Source organism: Stenotrophomonas sp. FBCC-B152 (assembly GCF_059134105.1).
Window position 1 is genome coordinate 230,608 of sequence record NZ_CP101442.1, and the last position, 21,051, is coordinate 251,658.

The 21,051-nt window shown below is 67.4% G+C and carries 16 protein-coding genes and 1 pseudogene; 16 read left to right on the forward strand and 1 reads right to left on the reverse strand.

Translation table 11 applies throughout. From position 1 onward, the window contains the following. The first annotated feature begins 8 nt into the window (after positions 1 to 8). From rsmH to lpxC, 14 genes and pseudogenes are all read left to right on the forward strand, one after another. Positions 9 to 974: a 16S rRNA (cytosine(1402)-N(4))-methyltransferase RsmH gene (gene rsmH / locus NMB40_RS01035; protein ID WP_494361019.1), complete on the forward strand. Its 966-nt coding sequence runs from the start codon at positions 9 to 11 to the stop codon at positions 972 to 974. Then, positions 974 to 1,237, forward strand: a complete 264-nt coding sequence (gene ftsL / locus NMB40_RS01040) for a cell division protein FtsL (protein ID WP_068849221.1) — start codon at positions 974 to 976, stop codon at positions 1,235 to 1,237. Before rsmH ends, ftsL begins: the two co-directional genes overlap by 1 nt. Continuing rightward, positions 1,234 to 3,081, forward strand: coding sequence for a peptidoglycan D,D-transpeptidase FtsI family protein (locus NMB40_RS01045; RefSeq protein ID WP_494359881.1), 1,848 nt, complete (start codon positions 1,234 to 1,236; stop codon positions 3,079 to 3,081). Before ftsL ends, NMB40_RS01045 begins: the two co-directional genes overlap by 4 nt. Continuing rightward, positions 3,078 to 4,568, forward strand: coding sequence for a UDP-N-acetylmuramoyl-L-alanyl-D-glutamate--2,6-diaminopimelate ligase (locus NMB40_RS01050; protein WP_494359882.1), 1,491 nt, complete (start codon positions 3,078 to 3,080; stop codon positions 4,566 to 4,568). The genes NMB40_RS01045 and NMB40_RS01050 overlap by 4 nt, the downstream gene beginning before the upstream one ends. Continuing rightward, positions 4,565 to 5,959, forward strand: a complete 1,395-nt coding sequence (locus NMB40_RS01055; protein ID WP_494359883.1) for a UDP-N-acetylmuramoyl-tripeptide--D-alanyl-D-alanine ligase — start codon at positions 4,565 to 4,567, stop codon at positions 5,957 to 5,959. Before NMB40_RS01050 ends, NMB40_RS01055 begins: the two co-directional genes overlap by 4 nt. Further along, on the forward strand, positions 5,949 to 7,034 hold the full coding sequence (gene mraY / locus NMB40_RS01060; RefSeq protein ID WP_494359884.1) for a phospho-N-acetylmuramoyl-pentapeptide-transferase: 1,086 nt from the start codon (positions 5,949 to 5,951) through the stop codon (positions 7,032 to 7,034). The genes NMB40_RS01055 and mraY overlap by 11 nt, the downstream gene beginning before the upstream one ends. Further along, positions 7,034 to 8,359, forward strand: coding sequence for a putative lipid II flippase FtsW (ftsW, locus tag NMB40_RS01065; protein ID WP_494359885.1), 1,326 nt, complete (start codon positions 7,034 to 7,036; stop codon positions 8,357 to 8,359). The genes mraY and ftsW overlap by 1 nt, the downstream gene beginning before the upstream one ends. Next, complete coding sequence (murG, locus tag NMB40_RS01070) at positions 8,356 to 9,441, forward strand: undecaprenyldiphospho-muramoylpentapeptide beta-N-acetylglucosaminyltransferase (RefSeq protein WP_494359886.1); 1,086 nt, start codon at positions 8,356 to 8,358, stop codon at positions 9,439 to 9,441. The genes ftsW and murG overlap by 4 nt, the downstream gene beginning before the upstream one ends. Before the next feature lie 22 nt (positions 9,442 to 9,463). Further along, on the forward strand, positions 9,464 to 10,900 hold the full coding sequence (gene murC, locus NMB40_RS01075) for a UDP-N-acetylmuramate--L-alanine ligase (RefSeq protein ID WP_494359887.1): 1,437 nt from the start codon (positions 9,464 to 9,466) through the stop codon (positions 10,898 to 10,900). Then, positions 10,897 to 11,880, forward strand: coding sequence for a D-alanine--D-alanine ligase (locus NMB40_RS01080; protein ID WP_494359888.1), 984 nt, complete (start codon positions 10,897 to 10,899; stop codon positions 11,878 to 11,880). Before murC ends, NMB40_RS01080 begins: the two co-directional genes overlap by 4 nt. Further along, positions 11,877 to 12,554: pseudogene (locus NMB40_RS01085) on the forward strand (cell division protein FtsQ/DivIB); the annotation flags it as partial. The gene NMB40_RS01080 and the pseudogene NMB40_RS01085, both read left to right, overlap by 4 nt. Positions 12,555 to 12,616: 62 nt before the next feature. Beyond that, on the forward strand, positions 12,617 to 13,852 hold the full coding sequence (ftsA, locus tag NMB40_RS01090; RefSeq protein WP_068849240.1) for a cell division protein FtsA: 1,236 nt from the start codon (positions 12,617 to 12,619) through the stop codon (positions 13,850 to 13,852). 141 nt (positions 13,853 to 13,993) lie between these two features. Then, positions 13,994 to 15,220, forward strand: coding sequence for a cell division protein FtsZ (gene ftsZ / locus NMB40_RS01095; RefSeq protein WP_068849242.1), 1,227 nt, complete (start codon positions 13,994 to 13,996; stop codon positions 15,218 to 15,220). 172 nt (positions 15,221 to 15,392) lie between these two features. Beyond that, complete coding sequence (gene lpxC / locus NMB40_RS01100) at positions 15,393 to 16,304, forward strand: UDP-3-O-acyl-N-acetylglucosamine deacetylase (RefSeq protein ID WP_282245844.1); 912 nt, start codon at positions 15,393 to 15,395, stop codon at positions 16,302 to 16,304. A 269-nt stretch (positions 16,305 to 16,573) separates the two neighbouring features. Here the strand turns inward: lpxC and NMB40_RS01105 are convergent, their stop codons facing one another. Beyond that, on the reverse strand, positions 16,574 to 17,014 hold the full coding sequence (locus tag NMB40_RS01105; RefSeq protein ID WP_448142003.1) for a DciA family protein: 441 nt from the start codon (positions 17,012 to 17,014) through the stop codon (positions 16,574 to 16,576). Between the two features lie 12 nt (positions 17,015 to 17,026). On the opposite strand from NMB40_RS01105, the gene NMB40_RS01110 reads away from it, so the two are divergent. Together NMB40_RS01110 and secA are read left to right on the forward strand one after the other, a co-directional pair. Continuing rightward, on the forward strand, positions 17,027 to 17,977 hold the full coding sequence (locus tag NMB40_RS01110; RefSeq protein WP_068849249.1) for a M23 family metallopeptidase: 951 nt from the start codon (positions 17,027 to 17,029) through the stop codon (positions 17,975 to 17,977). 164 nt (positions 17,978 to 18,141) lie between these two features. Continuing rightward, positions 18,142 to 20,874: a preprotein translocase subunit SecA gene (gene secA, locus NMB40_RS01115; RefSeq protein WP_494359889.1), complete on the forward strand. Its 2,733-nt coding sequence runs from the start codon at positions 18,142 to 18,144 to the stop codon at positions 20,872 to 20,874. Positions 20,875 to 21,051 lie beyond the last annotated feature (177 nt).

Sequence of the window (21,051 nt, forward strand, 5' to 3'; positions counted from 1 at the left end):
GTGCCCGGGTGCGCGGAGGCGCGCAGGCCGGTCACCTTCCGGTGTCGCAGTCGCCGGCGGGCCATCTGCCGGTGCTGTACACGCAGGTCCTGGAAGGCCTGGGGGTGATCGAAAACGGAACGTATCTCGATGGCACGTTTGGTCGTGGCGGTCACGCCCGCGGCGTGCTCGAGCAACTCGGTCCTGGAGGCCGGCTGCTGGTCATGGACAAGGATCCGGAGGCAATCGCGGTAGCCGAGCGTGATTTCGCGCCGGACCCGCGCGTCTCGATCTTCCGTGGCAGCTTCGCCGACCTGCTGCACTGGCACGCGACCGCCGACGGCCTGGACGGGGTGCTGTTCGACCTCGGCGTGTCCTCGCCGCAGCTGGACGTGGCCGAGCGCGGTTTCAGCTTCGGCAAGGACGGCCCGCTGGACATGCGCATGGACCCGGACAGTGGCGAGAGCGCGGCGCAGTGGCTCAACCGCGTCGAAGAACGCGAACTGATGGACGTGCTGTGGACCTATGGCGAAGAGCGCCAGGGGCGCCGCATCGCCCGCGCGATCATCGCCCGCCGCGACAAGCAGCCGTTCACCCGCACCGGCGAACTGGCCGAGCTGATCGCCTCGGTGATGCCGCGTGGCAAAGACAAGATCCACCCGGCCACGCGCAGCTTCCAGGCCATCCGCATCCACATCAACCGCGAACTGGCCGACCTTGAAGCCGGCTTGGACGCGGCGATGGCGCGGCTCAAGCCCGGTGGCCGGCTGGCGGTGATCAGCTTCCATTCGCTGGAAGACCGCATCGTCAAGCAGTTCATGAACCGCCACGCCAAGGCCCCGCCGACCAATCGCCGGTTGCCCGAGCTGGCCGCGTTCGTGCCGACGCTGGACCTGATCGGTGGCGCCATCAAGGCTGAAGACGACGAGCTGGCGGTCAACCCGCGCTCGCGCAGCGCCGTGCTGCGCGTGGCCGAAAAGCGCGGGGTGGCGTGATGAGCCGCCTGCTGCTGGTCGTGCTGCTGGCCTGCACCATCGCCTCGGCGATCGGTGTGGTGTTCATGCGCCACCGCCACCGGCAGACCTTCGTCGAGCTCTCGCGCGTGGAGCGCGCCCGCGACGAACTGAACATTGAATTCGGCCGCCTGCAGCTGGAACAGGCGACCCTGGCCGAAGCCACCCGCGTGGACCGCGTGGCCCGCGAGCGGCTGGGCATGAAGTTCCCCGAAGCGGCCGATGTCGTGGTGGTTCGGCCATGAACAAGACCGGCCGCAACCGCACCCGCAACGCCTTCAACCTGCGCCAGCGCCTGAAGTGGGTCGGCCTGGCGCTGGGCCTGTGCTCGGTGTCGCTGGTCGGCCGCGCCGCGTACGTGCAGATCATCAACAGCGATTTCTACCAGCGCCAGGGCGAAGCCCGTTACCTGCGCGAGCTGCCGATCAACACCTCGCGCGGAATGATCACCGACCGCAACGGCGAACCGGTGGCGGTGTCCACCCCGGTGGCCTCGATCTGGGTCAACCCGCAGGAGCTGATGCGTTCGCCGGACCGCATTCCGGAACTGGCCACCGCGCTGGGCATGCCGCTGGATGAGTTGTCCACCAAGCTCAGCCAGAAGGCAGACAAGGAATTCATGTACCTGCGCCGCCGGATCAATCCCGACGACGCCGAGAAAGTGGTGGCGCTGAAGATCCCGGGCGTGGCCTCGCAGCGCGAATTCCGCCGCTTCTACCCGCAGGGCGAAGCCATGGCGCACGTGCTGGGCTTCACCAACATCGACGACCGCGGCCAGGAAGGGCTGGAGCTGGCCTTCGACGAATGGCTGCGCGGCAAGGCCGGCGCCAAGCGGGTGATCCGCAACCGCAAGGGCGAGACCGTTGAAAGCGACCTGCTGCGCGCCGCCGAGCCGGGCAAGGACCTGACCCTGAGCATCGACCGCCGCATCCAGTTCCTGGCCTTCAAGGAACTGCGCAACGCGCTGATCGAGAACAAGGCCGCGGGCGGTTCGATGGTGATCATGGACGTGGCTACCGGAGAAGTGCTGGCCATGGTCAACCTGCCGACCTACAACCCCAATGCGGTGGGCGGCGCGGCGCCGGACACCCGCCGCAACCGCGCCGTGACCGACCTGGTCGAGCCGGGTTCGACCATGAAGCCGCTGACCATCGCCTCGGCCCTGCAGTCCGGCGTGGTCACCAAGGACACCACGGTCGATACCAACCCGGGCTACATGGCGATCGGCCGCTATACCATCAAGGACGTGCCGCGGAACAACGGCGTACTCAACGTCACCGGCGTGATCACCCGCAGCTCGAACATCGGCGCGGCCAAGATCGCGGCCAAGATGCCGGACCAGGTGTTCTACGACCACGTGCACAGCTTCGGCTATGGCAGTGCGCCGCACAGCGGTTTCCCCGGCGAATCGGCCGGCGTGCTGCCGCGCCCGGCCCGCTGGAGCGGTTCGTCGAAGACCACCATGTCCTACGGCTATGGCCTGAATGTCACCCCGCTGCAGATCGCCACGGCGTACTCGGCGCTGGGCAACGGCGGCAAGCTGATCGCGCCGACCTTCGTCAAGGGCCAGCGCAACGAAGGCAAGCAGATCATCGACGAGAAGATCTCCAAGGAAGTCGTGGCGATGATGGAAACCGTGGTCACCCAGGGCGGCGCCAAGCAGGCGGCCGTGCTGGGCTACCACGTGGCCGGCAAGACCGGCACCGCGCGCAAGGCCGGCCCCGGCGGCTACGAGCGCGGCCATTACAACGCGCTGTTCGCCGGCGTGGTGCCGGCCAGCAATCCGCGCTTTGCCACGGTAATCGTGATCAACGACCCGCAGGCCGGCAAGTACTACGGCGGCCTGGTGTCCGCGCCGGTGTTCCACAACGTCATGGAAGGCGCGCTGCGCCTGATGGACGTGCCGCCGGACGACATCGATTCCTGGCTGGCGGCCCAGCAGTCGGGAAAGATGGGCCACGCCGCGTCCTCGCTGCCGACCCCGCCGCCGGCCGAGACGGTCGTTGCCCCGGATGCCGCCGCTGAATTCGATGCCGCGCTGCCCAGCGCGCACGCCACGTTGCCGCCCGCGCAGGGAGGCACGCAATGAGCCAGATGATGTTGCTTTCGCAGTTGCTTCCCGATGTGGTGCTGAGCCACGACCCGTCCATCACCGGCCTGGTGCTGGACAGCCGCGCGGTGCGCCCCGGCAATGCCTTCGTGGCGATTGCCGGCTTCGGCGCGCACGGGCTGGGCTTTGTCGACCAGGCCCGCGCCGCCGGTGCGGCCGCCATCCTGTTCGAGCCGCCGGCCCCGGCGGAACTGCCGGCCCCGGCCGACGCCATCGCCGTGCCGGGCCTGCGCACGCGCATGGGCGGCATGGCCGACCAGTTCCACGGCCATCCGTCGCGTGCGATGACCATGGTCGGGGTGACCGGCACCAACGGCAAGACCTCCACCGTGCAGCTGCTGGCCCAAGCCTGGCACCTGCTCGGCACCGCCAGTGGCAGCATCGGTACGCTGGGCGTGGGCCTGTACGGCGATGTGGTGCCGACCGGCTTCACCACGCCGCTGGTGCTGCAGATGCATGAAGTGCTGGCGCAGCTGCGTGACCAGGGCGCCAAGGCCGTGGCCATGGAAGTCAGCTCGCATGCGCTCGACCAGGGCCGCGTGGATGCCGTGCACTACGACGTGGCGGTATTCACCAACCTCACCCGCGACCATCTCGATTACCACGGCGACATGGCCCAGTACGGCGCGGCCAAGGCCAAGCTGTTCCATCGCGCCGGCCTGAAGGCCGCCGTGGTGAACCTGGATGACAGCTTCGGTAGCGAACTGCTGCGCACGGTCGATGCCGGCATCGCCCGGATCGGGGTCAGCTCGCGCGGCGCGCAGCAGGCCACGCTGCGCGCCGACTCGCTCAAGCTCGATGGCCGGGGCATCGCCTTCGACCTGGTGGTGGACGGTGCGCGCCATCCGGTGCAGTCGCCGCTGCTGGGCCGCTTCAACGTGGACAACCTGCTGGCCGTGGCCGGCGTGCTGCACGCGCTGGGCCATGCCCCGGCGGCGATTGCCGCACTGGTGTCGCAGCTGCAGCCGATCGCCGGGCGCATGAACCGCCTCGGCGGCGAGCGCGGCCTGCCGACCGTGGTGGTCGATTACGCGCATACCCCCGACGCACTCGAACAGGCGCTGCAGAGCCTGCAGGGCCACCTGCAGGGCCACCTGCAGGGCAGGCTGTTCTGCGTGTTCGGCTGTGGCGGCGAGCGCGACGCGGGCAAGCGCCCGCAGATGGCGGCCATCGCCGAGCGCCTGGCCCAGCAGGTGATCGTCACCGACGACAACCCGCGCGGCGAAGACGGCGACGCGATCGTGGCCGACATCCTGGCCGGATTCACCGCGCCGGACGCGGTCACCGTGCAGCGCAACCGCGCGCGCGCGATCGGCCTGGCGGTGAAGCTGGCCGGCCCGGGCGACATCGTGCTGCTGGCCGGCAAGGGCCACGAGCCCTACCAGGAAGTGCGTGGGGTCAAGCACGACTTCGACGACACCCTGGTGGCCGCCGCCGCACTCAACGCCAAGGAGGCCATCCTGTGAAGCGCACGCCGCTCTCGCTGATCGCCCACTGGGCCGGAGGTGACATCCATGGCGATGACACCGCCATCGACGCCATCAGCAACGACACCCGCACCCTGGCGCCCGGCAGCCTGTACGTGGCACTGCGTGGCGAGCGCTTCGACGGCCATGACTTCGCCGCCGATGCGGTGGCCCGTGGTGCCAGCGCGATGCTGGTCGAGCGCCTGCTCGACGTGCCGGTGCCGCAGATCGTGGTCGGCGACAGCGAGCATGCGCTTGGCCGTATCGCGGCCGGCATGCAGCGCGACCGCGCCGCACGCGTGTTCGCCATCACCGGCAGCAACGGCAAGACCAGCGTCAAGAGCCTGCTGCTGGCGATCCTGGAACAGGTCGCGCGCGAGCAGCGCGCGGTGGTGTACGCCAACCCGGGCAACCGCAACAACGAGATCGGCCTGCCGCTGGCGGTGATCGATGCACCTGAAGACGCCGACTACGCCATCTACGAGATGGGCGCCGGCAAGCCGGGTGATATCGCCTACCTCACTGACATCGCGCGCCCGCAGTACGCCCTGGTCAACAACATCGCCCCGGCACACCTGGAGCGGATGGGCAGCCTGCAGGGCGTGGCCAGCACCAAGGGCGCCATCTACGCCGCGCTGCCGGCCGATGGCGTGGCGGTGATCAATGCCGACGACGCCTTCGGTATCTGGTTCGAACAGCACATCGTCGGCCAGCCGCCGCGCAGCCGCGTGCTGCGCTATGGCCTGGACCACAGCGCCGACGTGACCGCGCAGGACATCCGCGCGACCGCCGAAGGCAGCCGCTTCCTGCTGGCCAGCCCGGCTGGAAGCGTGGATATCGCCCTGGCATTGCCGGGCCGCCACAACGTCAGCAATGCCCTGGCCGCCGCGTCGCTGGCACTGGCGGCCGGCATCGGCCTGGCCACGATCGCCGCCGGCCTGGCCCGCGCCGAACCGGTGCCCGGCCGCCAGATCGCGCACCGGCTGCCCAGTGGCGCCGTGCTGATCGATGACAGCTACAACGCCAACCCCGGTTCGCTGGCTGCGGCCATCGACGCGCTCGCCGCGTCGAAGGACGAAGCCTGGCTGGTGCTGGGCGACATGCGCGAACTCGGCCCGGATGGCGAGGCGCTGCATGCGCAGGCCGGCCGCCGCGCACGCGACGCCGGCCTGAAGCGGTTGTACACGCTGGGCACGTTGAGCGCGGCCGCATCGCAGGCGTTCGGCGAGGGTGGTCGCCACTTCCAGAGCCACGACGCCCTGGCGGCCGCGCTGGCCGACGAACTGCATGCTGGCGTGCGCTGCCTGGTCAAGGGCTCGCGCGGCAGCGCCATGGACAAGATTGTAAAAGCGCTGCTGGCGCGAGGAGAGGAAACCCCCCATGTTGCTTGAACTGGCCCGATGGTTGCAGCAGTTGGAGAGCCTGTTCGGGCTGTTCGGCTACCTGACTCTGCGAGGCATCCTGGCCGCGCTTACCGCGCTGTTCCTGTCGCTGTGGCTCGGCCCGGCGATGATCCGCAAGCTGGCCCAGTTCAAGGGCGGCCAGCCGATCCGCAAGGACGGCCCGCAGACCCACTTCTCCAAGGCCGGCACGCCGACCATGGGCGGTTCGCTGATCCTGCTCACCATCACCCTGTCGGTGCTGCTGTGGGCCGACCTGCGCAACCGCTACGTGTGGGTGGTGCTGGCGGTGATGCTGTGCTTCGGCGCGATCGGCTGGTACGACGACTGGATCAAGATCGTGCGCCGCGACCCGAACGGCCTGAAGTCGCGCTGGAAGTACCTGCTGCAGTCGATCTTCGGCCTGGCCGCCGGCCTGTTCCTGTTCTACACCGCTGACGTGCCGGCCGCGCTGACCTTCTACATCCCGATGTTCAAGTCGGTGGCGCTGCCGCTGGCGGGCATCAGCTTCGTGGCCATTGCCTACTTCTGGATCGTCGGCTTCTCCAACGCGGTCAACCTGACCGACGGCCTGGACGGGCTGGCGATCATGCCGACCGTGCTGGTGGCCTGCGCGCTGGGCGTATTCGCCTATGCCTCGGGCAACGTGGTGTTCTCCAACTACCTGCAGATCCCGCAGATCCCCGGTGCAGGCGAACTGGTGATCATCTGCGCGGCCATCGCCGGCGCGGGCCTGGGCTTCCTGTGGTTCAACACCTACCCGGCCATGGTGTTCATGGGTGATATCGGCGCGCTGGCGCTGGGTGCGGTGCTGGGCGCCATCGCGGTGATCACCCGCCAGGAGCTGGTGCTGGTGATCATGGGCGGCGTGTTCGTGATTGAAACGCTGTCGGTGATGATCCAGGTCGCCTCGTTCAAGCTGACCGGCAAGCGCGTGTTCCGCATGGCGCCGATCCACCACCACTTCGAACTCAAGGGCTGGCCCGAGCCGCGCGTGATCGTGCGCTTCTGGATCATCTCGGTGGTGCTGGTGCTGATCGGCCTTGCCACGTTGAAGGTCCGCTGATGAACGACCTGTCGCGCCAGGCAACCCGCCTTGAAGCCATCGGAGGCCACTTCGACAAGTGGCTGCTGGGCGCGATCATCGCGCTCACCGGGCTGGGCGTGGTGATGGTCGCGTCGAGCTCGATCGCCCTGATGAGCAGCCCGTTCTACTACCTCAACCGCCACCTGGTGTTCCTGGCGGTGGGTATCGTGCTGGCCGGCCTGGCCATGCGCACCGAGCTCAAGAGCATCGAGCAGTACAACCAGATGCTGCTGCTGGGCTGCTTCGCCCTGCTGGTGGTGGTGTTCATTCCCGGCCTGGGCAGCAGCGTCAACGGCGCCCGGCGCTGGATCAACCTGGGCTTCTCCAAGTTCCAGACCGTCGAAGCGGTGAAGGTGCTCTACATCGTGTGGCTGTCCAGCTACCTGGTACGCTTCCGCGACGAGGTCAATGCCACCTGGCCGGCAATGCTCAAGCCGCTCGGCGTGGCCGGCGCGCTGGTGGTGCTGCTGCTGCTGCAGCCTGACTTCGGTTCCTCGACCCTGCTGCTGGCGATCACCGCCGGCATGCTGGTGCTGGGCGGGGTGAACCTGCCGCGCATGTCGATGCCGATCGTGTTCGGGCTGGTGGCGATGAGCGCGCTGGCGATCATCGAACCGTACCGCATGCGCCGCATCACGTCCTTCTGGGACCCGTGGGCCGACCAGCAGGGCGACGGCTACCAGCTGTCCAACGCGCTGATGGCGGTGGGCCGCGGCGAGTGGACCGGCGTGGGCCTGGGCAACTCGGTGCAGAAGCTGTACTACCTGCCCGAAGCGCACACCGACTTCATCTTCTCGGTCACCGCCGAAGAGCTGGGCTTCGTCGGCACCTGCCTGATCGTGGCGCTGTACGCGCTGCTGGCCGGCCGTGCGTTCTGGATCGGCATGCGCTGCGTGGAAATGAAGCGCCACTTCTCCGGCTACATCGCCTTCGGCATCGGCCTGTGGGTGAGCATGCAGAGCTTCGTGTCAATCGGCGTGAACCTGGGCATCCTGCCAACCAAGGGCCTGACCCTGCCGCTGATCTCGTCCGGCGGCTCGAGCATCCTGATGACCTGCGTGGCGATGGGCCTGCTGCTGCGCGTGTCCTATGAACTGGACCGCGCCGAGCGCCGCCAGGCCGTGCGCATGGGCGCGGCCGAGCTGGACGATGCAGCGCCGGTCGATGCGCCGGCCAGTGCCAGCGCCGTGGCCGCCGCGATGCAGGAGAGCCCCGCGCGTGCGTCCGCGCAGCGCGACAGCGCCCCGCGTGGTACCAGCCGCATGCAGCAGCGGATCGAACCGACCCTGGGGAGGATGGGATGAGCGCCCAGAATCTTCAGCGCCCGGTGATGATCATGGCCGGCGGTACCGGCGGCCACATCTTCCCCGGCCTGGCCGTGGCCAAGGTGCTGCGCGAGCGCGGCATTCCGGTGACCTGGCTGGGCAGCATCGGTGGCATGGAAACCCGCCTGGTGCCGCAGCACGACATCCATATCGATACGCTGGCGATCAGCGGCCTGCGCGGAAAGGGCAAGCTGGCCCTGCTGACCGCGCCCGGCCGCCTGCTGCGCGCCGTGCGCTCGGCCGGCTTCCTGATCCGCGACCGCCAGCCGCGCGCGGTGATCGCCTTCGGTGGCTTCGCCTCTGGTCCCGGTGGCCTGGCCGCACGCCTGCATGGCCTGCCGCTACTGGTGCACGAACAGAACCGTGCGCCGGGCCTGACCAACCGCGTGCTGTCACGCTTCGCGCGCCGGGTGCTGACTGGCTTCCCTGGCAGCTTCGCCCAGCGCGAAGAAGCCGTGGGCAACCCGGTGCGTGCGGAGATCGCCGCCATTGCCGCACCCGAACAGCGCCTGGCCGGTCGCGAAGGTCCGCTGCGGGTACTGGTGCTCGGTGGCAGCCAGGGTGCACGTGCGCTCAACAACGCCGTGCCGCAGGCACTGGCCGCACTGGCGGGCAGCGTCGCGGTCGACGTGCGTCACCAGAGCGGTGAGAAACTGCACGCCGAAGCGCTGCAGGCGTACCAGGACGCAGGCGTGAACGCGCGCGTCGAGCCGTTCATTGCCGACATGGCCGAAGCATTCGGCTGGACCGACCTGGTGGTGTGCCGCTCCGGCGCGTCCACCCTGGCCGAGCTGTGCGCGGTCGGCGTGGGCAGCGTGCTGGTGCCGTTCGCGGCGGCCGTCGACGATCACCAGACCCGCAATGCGGAATACCTGGTCGAACGCGGCGCGGCCGTGTTGCTGAAGCAGGACGAAACGCTGGCCGCGCGCCTGCAGGACGTACTGCGCGATCTGTCCGAAAATTCCGCCCGCCGCATGCAGATGGCAACCGCCGCGCGTGCCCTGGCCAAGGTCGATGCCGCCGAGCGCATCGCCGACATCATTCTCGAGGAATCCAAATGAACACCGTTACGCGAGGCCGCGCATGATCCGCCGCCTGCACGACACCAATGACCTGGTGCGCGCCTTCCCGCGCGTGCACTTCGTCGGCATCGGTGGCACCGGCATGAGCGGCATCGCCGAAGTGATGCTGACGCTGGGCTATGAAGTGTCCGGCTCGGACAACGCCGACAACGCCGCCACCCGCCGCCTGGCCGGGCTGGGCGCGCGCGTGATGCGCGGCCATTCGGCCGCCAACGTGCTGGGTACCGACTGCGTGGTGGTGTCCAGCGCGATCCGCGACGACAACCCGGAACTGATGGAAGCGCGCAGCCAGCGCATTCCGATCATGCCGCGCGCGGCCATGCTGGCCGAGCTGATGCGTTTCCGCCGCGGCATCGCGGTGGCCGGCACGCACGGCAAGACCACCACCACCAGCCTGACCGCCGCGGTGCTGAGCGAAGGCGGGCTGGACCCGACCTTCGTGATCGGGGGCCAGCTGCTCGCCGCCGGCGCCAACGCCAAGCTGGGCAGTGGCCAGTGGCTGGTGGCCGAAGCCGACGAAAGCGATGGCAGCTTCCTGCGCCTGAACCCGCTGGTGTCGGTGATCACCAATATCGATGCGGACCACCTGGAGAACTACGGCAACGACTTCTCCCGCGTGCAGGCCGCCTTCGCCGAATTCCTGCAGCGCCTGCCGTTCTACGGGCTGGCGGTGCTGTGCATCGACGACCCGGAAGTGGCCGCACTGGCCGCGCAGACCCCGCGCCATGTCATGAGCTACGGCATGACCAGCCATGCGGACGTGCGCGCCGAGGATGTGGTCCAGGACGGCCCGCGCATGCGCTTCACCCTGCGCCTGCCCGAAGGCAGCAGCTACCCGGTGACCCTGGCGCTGCCGGGTGCGCACAACGTGCTCAACGCGCTGGCCGCCGCTGCGGTGGGCTGGCAGCTGGGCGTGGCCCCGGATGCGATCGCCCGGGCGCTGGAAAGCTTTGCCGGCATCGGCCGCCGCTTCAACGACCTGGGCATCGTCACTACCCGCACTGGTGCCAAGGTGCGCGTGATCGACGACTACGGCCACCACCCGCGTGAACTGGCTGCGGTGTTCGCCGCCGCACGCGGTGGCTGGCCGTCGCAGCGCCTGGTGGTGGTGTTCCAGCCGCACCGCTACAGCCGTACCCGTGACCAGTTCGATGCGTTCGCCGCGGTGCTGTCCGAAGTGGACGCGCTGGTGCTGAGCGAGGTCTACCCGGCCGGTGAAGCGCCGATTCCCGGTGCCGATTCGCGCTCGCTCGCCCGTGCAATCCGTGCACGCGGCCGCAGCGAGCCGGTCGTGGTCGGCCAGGCCTCGGAACTGCAGCACGTGCTGCCCGACGTGCTGCAGGACGGCGACCTGCTGTTGATGATGGGGGCGGGCGATATCGGCCACGTTGCCCACCTGGTCGCCACCGATGGCTTCAACGAGGTGCCTGCCGAATGAGCACGCTGACCTTCCCGCCGCTGCGCACCACCGACCCGGCCGTGTTCGGCCGCGTTGCCGTCCTGCTGGGCGGCACCTCCAGCGAACGCGAAGTCTCGCTGGATTCCGGCCGCAACGTGATCGAGGCGCTGCGCGCGCGCGGCGTCAACGCCACCGCGGTGGACGGCATTCCGGCGCTGGCACTGGCGCTGGTGGAAAAGCGCTTCGACCGCGTCTTCAACATCCTGCACGGCCACAACGGTGGCGGTGAGGACGGCATCGTGCAGGGGCTGATGGAAGCCTTCGGCGTGCCGTACACCGGTTCGGACGTGCTCGGCTCGGCGTTGGGCATGGACAAGATCCGCACCAAGCAGGTGTGGCTGTCGGTGGGCCTGCCTACCCCGCAGTACCGGAAGGTGGACAGCACCAATGTGCACGCGCTGGCGGCCGAACTCGGCCTGCCGGTGGTGGTCAAGCCGGCCAACGAAGGGTCCAGCGTCGGCATCAGCCGGGTCACCGACGAGGCCGGCCTGGATGAGGCGGTCGCGCTGGCGGCCCGCTACGACGGCCAGCTGCTGATGGAGCAGATGGTGGTCGGCGAAGAACTCACCGTGGGCATCCTCGGCGACCAGGCGCTGCCGTCGATCCGCATCGTGCCCAAGGGCCAGTGGTACGACTACAACGCCAAGTACATCGCCGAAGACACCCAGTACCTGTGCCCGGGTCTTGAAGGTGACGACGAAGCGGAGATCCGCCGTATTGCGCTGGCCGCGTTCCGCGCCGCTGGCTGCCGTGGCTGGGGCCGCGTCGACGTGATGCGCGACCGCAACAGCGGCGCGTTCTACCTGCTGGAAGTGAACACCGCGCCGGGCATGACCAGCCACTCGCTGGTGCCCAAGGCGGCCGGCCAGGCCGGGATCGGCTTTGAAGAGCTGGTCTGGCGCGTGCTGGAGCAGACGTTGCCGGAAGGTTTCGGCACTTCGGAGGCTGATTACGCATGAACGCGGTGCTGCGCATCTTCGTCTGGTTGCTGGCCCTGTCGCTGGTAGCGCTGCCCGTGGTGGCGGTGCTCAACGGCTGGGTTGGTGCCGAACGCTGGCCGTTGGCCAAGCTGCGCGTGCACGGTGAATTCAAGCGGGTTCCCGCAGAACAGCTGCAACAGGTGGTGCTGCCGTATGCGACGTCCGGCTTCTTCGCGGTGAAGCTGCAGGACGCGCAGGACGCGATCGAAAAGCTGCCGTGGGTGGAAAGCGCGCAGGTGCGCAAGCAGTGGCCCGACGTGCTGGAAATCACCCTGGTCGAGCACAAGCCGTTCGCGCGCTGGGGCAAGGACCGGCTGCTGTCGGAGCAGGGCAAGCTGTTCGCCACCCCGCAGAAGCTGCAGGACCTGGCACTTCCGGACCTGGACGGCCCGGATACCCAGACCGAAGAAGTAGTGGCGCTTTACAACGATGCACGCGCGCTGTTCGCGCCGGCCGGGGTGGATGTCACCCGGGTCAGCATGGATGCGCGCGGCAGCTGGTCGCTGCAGCTGAGCAACGGCACCGAAGTGGTGGTCGGCCGCGACGACGCGCGCTCGCGCCTGCAGCGCTTCGTGCGCGTGCTGCCGCAGCTGGCCAACCAGCAGGCGCCGATCGAACGCGCCGACCTCCGATATACCAATGGTTTCACGCTGAGCTGGGGTACCCCGGCCGCGGCCGCGCCGGCCAATGTGGCGCACAGGACGCAGGACAGGACATGAATCGCAAGGGTGACAAATCGCTGATCGTCGGGCTCGATATCGGCACCTCCAAGGTGGTGGCGCTGGTGGGCGAGTACTCGCCGGGCAACCCCATCGAGGTGATCGGCATCGGTTCGCATGAGTCGCGCGGGCTCAAGCGCGGCGTGGTGGTGGACATCGAGTCGACCGTGCAGTCGATCCAGCGCGCGGTCGAAGAGGCCGAGCTGATGGCCGGCTGCGAGATCCGCTCGGTGTATGCCTCCATTTCCGGCAACCACGTGCAGTGCAAGAACTCGCCCGGGATCGTGCCGATCCGCGACGGCGAAGTGACCTGGGGCGACCTGGACCGCGTGCTCGACGCGGCCAAGGCCGTGGCGATCCCGGCCGACCAGAAGATCCTGCACGCCATCCCGCGCGAATACGTGCTGGACGATTCGCAGGAAGGCATCCGCAACCCGGTCGGCATGACCGGCGTACGCCTGGAGGTGCACGCGCACCTGGTGGTGTGCGCGCAGTCGGCTGCCGCCAACATCAGCAAGTGCGTGCAGCGCTGCGGCCTGCAGGTGGACGACCTGGTGCTGTCCTCGCTGGCGTCCAGCGTGGCCGTGCTGACCGCCGACGAGCGCGAACTGGGCGTGGTGCTGGTCGACATGGGCGCCGGCACCACCGACCTGGCCGTGTTCGTGCAGGGCGCGATCTGCCATACCGCCTCGCTGCCGATCGCCGGCGACCACGTCACCAACGACATCGCGCACATGCTGCGCACGCCGACCCCGGAAGCCGAGCAGATCAAGGTGCGCTACGCGTGCGCCCTGGCCCAGCTGGCCACCGCCGAGGAAAGCATCCAGGTGCCCAGCGTCGGCGACCGTCCGCCGCGCCGCATGCCGCGCCACGCCCTGGCGCAGGCGGTGCAGGGCCGTTACGAGGAAATCTTCGAGATGGTGCAGGCCGAACTGCGCCGTTCCGGCTTCGAGGAACTGGTGCGCGCCGGCATGGTGCTCACCGGCGGTGCCTCGAAGATGGAAGGCGTGGTCGAACTGGCTGAGGAAATGCTGCAGATGCCGGTACGCGTGGGCATCCCGCAGCACGTGACCGGGCTGGGCGAAGTGGTCGGCAACCCGGTGCACGCCACCGGCGTGGGCCTGCTGCTGATGGGCAGCCAGATCGAACACCCGCGCCGCCCGTCGCTGCCCACCGGGCGCGCGGGCAGCATGTTCAACAAATTGAAAACCTGGTTTCGCGGCGAATTCTGACGCCGCTGCTTCAAACCGGCTTCGGCCGGCGCATCAAACGGCAACACACAACCCACACAGCCGCAACGGCAACATGCAGCGCGAAGGCAGGACGCCAACACGCCCATGCCAACCAGAAGCGGATATAACGAGGACACGGACATGGCGCATTTCGAACTGATTGAGAAGATGGCACCCAACGCGGTGATCAAGGTGATCGGCGTGGGCGGCGGCGGCGGCAACGCCGTGGCGCACATGGTCAGCACCAGTGTGGACGGCGTGGAATTCATCACCGCCAACACCGACTCGCAGGCCATCAAGAATTGCGGTGCCAAGCTGCAGCTGCAGCTGGGTACCAACGTCACCAAGGGCCTGGGCGCAGGCGCGAATCCGGAAGTGGGCCGCCAGGCCGCGCTGGAAGACCGCGAGCGCATCATGGACGCCCTGCAGGGTGCGGACATGGTGTTCATCACCGCCGGCATGGGCGGTGGCACCGGTACCGGCGCTGCACCGGTGGTGGCACAGCTGGCCAAGGAGATGGGCATCCTGACCGTCGCCGTGGTCACCAAGCCGTTCCCGTTCGAAGGCCGCCGCCGCATGCAGGTCGCGCTGAAGGGCATCGAGGAACTGAGCCAGCACTGCGACTCGCTGATCACCATCCCGAACGAAAAGCTGATCACCGTGCTGGGCCGCAACGCCACCATGATCCAGGCCTTCCGTGCCGCCAACGACGTCCTCCAGGGCGCCGTGCAGGGCATCGCCGACCTGATCGTGCGCCCGGGCCTGATCAACGTCGACTTCGCCGACGTGCGCACCGTCATGTCCGAAATGGGCCTGGCGATGATGGGTACCGGCACCGCCCGTGGCGATGACCGCGCCCAGGCCGCCGCCGAAGCCGCCATCCAGAACCCGCTGCTGGACGATGTGAACCTGGCCGGTGCCAACGGCATCCTGGTCAACATCACCGCCGGCGCCGACTTCACCATGGCCGAGTTCGACGAGATCGGCCGCACCATCGATGGCTTCGCTTCCGAAGACGCCACCGTGGTGGTGGGTACCGTGCTGGATCCGGACATGCAGGACGAAGTCCGCGTGACCGTGGTCGCCACCGGCCTGAACCGTGCCGTGGCCGCCAAGTCCCAGCGTCCGGGCGAGCGCGCGCCGATCAAGCTGGTCCGCAACGCCACCACCGGCCAGCCGGAGTTCGGCGATTTCGACAACGGCGGCGATGCCGTGTCCAAGGCCGTCGGTGGCATGGGCCTGGGCCTGCGTCGTCCGAGCGCCGACACCGTGGCCCCGTCCGCACCGTCGGCCTCGGGTCCGGCCGCGGCCGAGCTGCCCAACGATTACCTGGACATCCCGGCGTTCCTGCGCCGCCAGGCGGACTGAGGAACGCAGCCGGGGTCTTGTCCTCCCCGGTAAGCGCCTCCATGTCCCTTGCTGCCGGGCCAGGATAGGCCCGGCAGTCTGCCGCCCCCGGTTCAGAAAGGAGCGGTGGTAGTGCGTGTTATTCTTGTTTGTCACTGTCGCGCTGACCGCGCGCTTTCCCGGTTGGTCCCCCATGATTCCGCAACGCACCCTCAAGAACACGATCCGCGCCACCGGCGTTGGCCTGCACAGCGGTGACAAGGTCTACATGACCCTGCGCCCGGCACCGGTCAACCATGGCATCGTGTTCCGCCGCGTGGACCTGGACCCGGTGGTGGAAGTGCCGGCCCGTGCCGACCTGGTCACCGAAGTGACCCTGTGCACCGGGCTGACCTGCAACGACGCCAAGATCCAGACCGTCGAACACCTGATGTCGGCCCTGGCTGGCCTGGGTGTGGACAACATCATCGTGGAGCTGTCCTCGGCCGAGCTGCCGATCATGGACGGTTCCTCGGGCCCGTTCGTGTTCCTGCTGCAGTCGGCGGGCATCGCCGAACAGGACGCGCCCAAGCGTTTCATCCGGATCCTCAAGACCGTGGAAGTCACCGAAGGCGACAAGGTCGCCCGCTTCGAGCCCTATGAGGGCTACAAGCTCGGTTTCACGATCCAGTTCGACCACCCGATGATCCCGGCCAAGCAGTCGCGCGCCGAGATCGAGTTCTCCACCGCCGCCTACACCAAGGAAATCTCCCGCGCGCGCACCTTCGGGTTCATGCGTGACCTGGAGTACATGCGCGAGCGCAACCTGGGCCTGGGCGGTTCGATGGACAACGCCATCGTGCTCGACGAATTCCGCGTGCTCAACGACGACGGCCTGCGGTACGCCGACGAGTTCGTGCGCCACAAGATCCTCGACGCGATCGGTGACCTGTACCTGGCCGGCGGCCAGGTGCTGGGCGCCTATGAGGGCTTCAAGTCCGGCCACGCGCTCAACAACAAGCTGGTGCGGGCCCTGCTGGCCGATGCCAGCGCCTGGGAGTGGGTGAGCTACGACGCGCCCAGCAGCGAGGTTCCGGTGGTCTACGGCGTCCCTGCGTACGCATAACCAATTGAAATAATTGGAAAAAGGACGGCGCCTTGGGCGCCGTTCGGCGTTTTTGGGGGTGTGGGCCGTGTGACGTTGACGTCAATGAACCGTGTACGTACCTGGGTCACGTTTTTGTGAACCCGATCCGATTCTTGGCTGAATTTAACGCAAATTTAATAAAAGACTAACGACTGGACGACCCAGCACGGCTACGATGGCCGCCGGCTCCCCACCAGATTCACGTGATCGTGACGACGGCGGGGAAGGGGCGGGATGCCCCGATGGCTTCAGGACTTGGAGGAATCCACGTCCTTTAGACAGGCCAACGCGTCGCGTAGCCCTTTGTGCGTGGCGGCTGAAACTGCGTGGGGGCCATTCCTGTTGTCGATCGCTGGGGAGCGTGGAGGAGCGGCAGCCGCAGTTTTGACGGTCACCTTGGTGACCTTCAGCCCGATGGACCGGGCCGCGTCGATCAACTGAGCCTCGGCAAGCCGTACTTTGGCGTGCCAGACAGGGGATTCGACGAGAAAAACGAGGTGTTCGCCGTTCACATTCGCCAACCGGCAACGGGTGGCCAGGGTGGGCGGCAAATGGGGGCGCAACTGACGGTCCAGCGCATCGAGCCACAGGGCACGACGCAGCGGATTGCCAGCTTTGTCACCCATGACTGCATCCAGCGCCGGCTTCGGCGTTGACGCAGGACGGGCACTGGATTTCGGCTCAGACATGAAAACTCACTGATGGCATTCAAAAAGATCGTAATCAAAACGCGTGAAGGACAGGCCAAGACGCCGCTGGCGCGTTTGCGTTTCTACTTCGAGGACAGGCCCCGCGCCCTGCTGGGCAGCGTACTCGGGCTGGGCTGCCTGATCGGCTTCGGTGCCGGTCTGGGTGGCAGCATGTTCAACGATTCCCGGCTCCACGCCAAGGTCGCCCAGCAGGAACGCGACCTGGCGCAGGCCCGCAAGGACGCCCAGACCCAGGTCAACGCCCTGGCTGCCCGCATGGGCGAGCTGCAGGCGCAGGCGACCCGGCTCAACGCGCTGGGCGAACGCCTCACCCAGATGGGCAAGCTGGAAGACGGCGAGTTCGACTTCAACGAGACCCCCGGCCTCGGTGAAGGCGAGCCTGGCCCGACCCAGGACATCCCGGTCAGCGCGGTCAACGCCGACTTACAGGTGCTGGAGCAGCGCTTCGCTGCTTCAGGCCGCCAGTTGTCGGTGATGGAATCGCTGATGTTCGACCACCAGCTGGAGCAGGACGCCGTGCCGGGCCGCATGCCGATCCGCAACAGCTACATCACCTCCAGCTTTGGTGGTCGCAACGACCCGTTCGGTCGTGGCCGCGGCAACCACAAGGGCATCGACTTCCATGCCAAGGTCGGCGACCCGGTCATGGCCGTGGCCGATGGCGTGGTCAGCTTCGCCGGCGTGAAGGGCGGCTACGGCAACGTGGTCGATGTGGACCACGGCAATGGCTATGTGACCCGCTATGCGCACAATTCGCGCCTGGTGGTGAAGCCGGGCGACCTGGTGCGGGCCGGCCAGGAAGTGGCCAAGGCCGGTTCCACGGGCCGTTCCACCGGTGCCCACGTGCACTTCGAGGTCTGGGAACGCGGCCAGGTAGTCAACCCGCGCAAGTTCCTGGGCGATGGCGGCAACACCCCGGTCGGGCGGGTTTCCCGCGGCTGAGGGCGCCATCTGGCGGATCGCGGGCGCTTGAAACCAAGTGCCCTCGTCCCAAGCTACAATGGGTGTTGCCATAGACAGGGCGCGATGCGCCCTGTTTCGTTTGCGGCGGGCGGCTCCCGAGGGAGCGTCGCCGTTGGGGCGTCTCATTCCAACCGGTTCCTTCAATGATCAACAGCCTGCTTACCCGCGTCTTTGGCAGTCGTAACGAACGCCAGCTGCGCCAGCTCAACCGCATCGTCGCCAAGATCAATGCGTTGGAGCCGGACATCGAAAAGCTCTCCGACGAGCAGCTCAAGGCCAAGACCCCGGAGTTCAAGCAGCGCATCGCCGACGGTGAAGCCCTGGACAAGGTGCTCCCGGAAGCCTTCGCGGTCTGCCGTGAAGCCAGCCGCCGCGTGCTCGGCATGCGCCACTACGACGTCCAGCTGATCGGCGGCATGGTCCTGCACCTGGGCAAGATCGCCGAAATGCGCACCGGTGAAGGCAAGACCCTGGTGGCCACGCTGCCGGTGTACCTGAACGCGCTGGAAGGCAAGGGCGTCCACGTGGTCACCGTGAACGACTACCTGGCCCGCCGCGACTCGGCGCAGATGGGCAAGCTGTACAACTGGCTGGGCATGAGCGTCGGCGTGGTCTACCCGGGCATGCCGCACAGCGACAAGCGCGAGGCCTACGCCAGCGACATCACCTACGGCACCAACAACGAATTCGGCTTCGACTACCTGCGCGACAACATGGCGCTGTCGCGGGCCGACCGTTACCAGCGTGGCCTGCACTACGCCATCGTCGACGAAGTCGACTCGATCCTGATCGACGAAGCGCGTACCCCGCTGATCATCTCCGGCCCGGCCGACGATTCCCCGGAGCTGTACATCCGCGTCAACCGTGTGGTGCCCAGCCTGATCCGCCAGGAAGCCGAAGAAGGCGAGGGCGATTTCTGGGTCGACGAGAAGGGCAAGCAGGTGCACCTGTCCGAAGCGGGCATGGAGCACGCCGAGCAGCTGCTGGTCGAGGCCGGCATCCTCAGCGCCGAAACCGAAGGCCTGTACGCGGCGCAGAACCTCACCGTAGTCCACCACCTCAATGCCGCCCTGCGCGCGCATGCCATCTACCAGCGCGACGTCGATTACATCGTGCGTGATGGCGAAGTGGTGATCGTGGACGAATTCACCGGCCGTACCCTGGCCGGCCGCCGCTGGTCCGATGGCCTGCACCAGGCGGTGGAAGCGAAGGAAGGCGTTCCGGTCCAGCGCGAGAACCAGACCCTGGCGAGCATCACCTTCCAGAACCTGTTCCGCATGTACAAGAAGCTGTCCGGCATGACCGGTACGGCCGACACCGAAGCCTACGAATTCCAGAGCATTTACGGCCTGGAAGTGGTGGTCATCCCGACCAACCGCCCGACCATCCGCAAGGACTCGCCGGACCAGGTGTTCCTCAACCGCAACGGCAAGTTCAACGCCGTGCTGGCCGACATCCAGGAGTGCAACACGCGCGGCCAGCCCGTGCTGGTCGGCACCACCTCGATCGAAACCTCGGAAATGCTGTCCGAGCACCTGCGCAAGGCCGGCGTGCACCACGAAGTGCTCAACGCCAAGCAGCATGACCGCGAAGCGACCATCATCGCCAACGCCGGCATGCCCGGTGCGGTGACCATCGCCACCAACATGGCCGGCCGTGGTACCGACATCGTGCTGGGCGGTTCGCACGAAGCGGAGCTGCACGCGCTGGGTGAAGACGCCAGCGCCGAACAGCGCGCCAAGATCAAGGCCGACTGGCAGGTCCGCCACGACCAGGTCAAGGCCGCCGGCGGCCTGCACATCGTGGGCACCGAACGCCACGAATCGCGCCGTATCGACAACCAGCTGCGTGGCCGTTCCGGCCGCCAGGGTGACCCGGGTTCGTCCCGCTTCTACCTGTCGCTGGAAGACAACCTGATGCGCATCTTCGCCTCGGACTGGGTCCAGAAGGCGATGCGCATGATGGGCATGAAGGAAGACGACGTCATCGAAGACCGCCTGGTCAGCCGCCAGATCGAAAAGGCGCAGCGCAAGGTGGAAGCGCACAACTTCGACATCCGCAAGAACCTGCTGGACTTCGACGACGTCAACAACGACCAGCGCAAGGTGATCTACGCCCAGCGCGATGAGCTGCTGGACGCCGAGTCGGTGAAGGACAACGTGGACGGCATCCGTGGCGATGTGATCTACGACATCGTGGCCCGCTTCGTGCCGCCCAACTCGATCGACGAACAGTGGGACCTGCCGGGCCTGGAAGCCACCCTGGCCTCCGACCTGGGGGTGCAGATGGACGTCACCGGGCTGGTCAAGGAACACGAAGAGCTCGACGCCGAAGCCATCGCCAACAAGGTGCAGGCCCGCGTGGACGAGCACTTCGAGCAGAAGGAAACCGGCGTCGGCGAAGAGACCATGCGCGCGCTGGAAAAGCACGTCATGCTCACCGTGCTCGACCAGAGCTGGAAGGAACACCTGGCCCGCATGGATTACCTGCGCCAGGGCATCTACCTGCGTGGTTACGCGCAGAAGCAGCCCAAGCAGGAATACAAGAAGGAAGCCTTCGAGCTGTTCTCGGAAATGCTGGAGAACGTCAAGCGCGAAGTGGTGACCCTGCTGGCGCGCGTGCGCATCCGCAGCGAAGAAGAAGTGGCGGCGCTGGAAGCGGCCGAACGCCAGCAGGCCGAAGCGCGCCTGCTGCAGTCGCAGTTCCAGCACCAGAACGTGGGCGGCTACGGTGCCGACGAAGAGGCAGCGGAAGTGGAAGCCCAGCGCAACGGCGTTGGCCAGGTCACCCGCGAAGAGCCCAAGGTCGGCCGCAATGACCCGTGCCCCTGCGGCAGTGGCAAGAAGTACAAGCACTGCCACGGCCAGCTGAGCTGATCAGAAAAACCCCGCGAAAGCGGGGTTTTTTTTTATCTCTGCTCGTAGGGCGCGAGCGATTGGTTGTCTCGTTCTGTGACCACTGTCCCCGATGTGGACCTTTCAGAAAAACCTGACACAGATGCGTGGCGCATCCCCACGCGAGTGTCAGATGCGACCCACGGGTGAAATCACGAC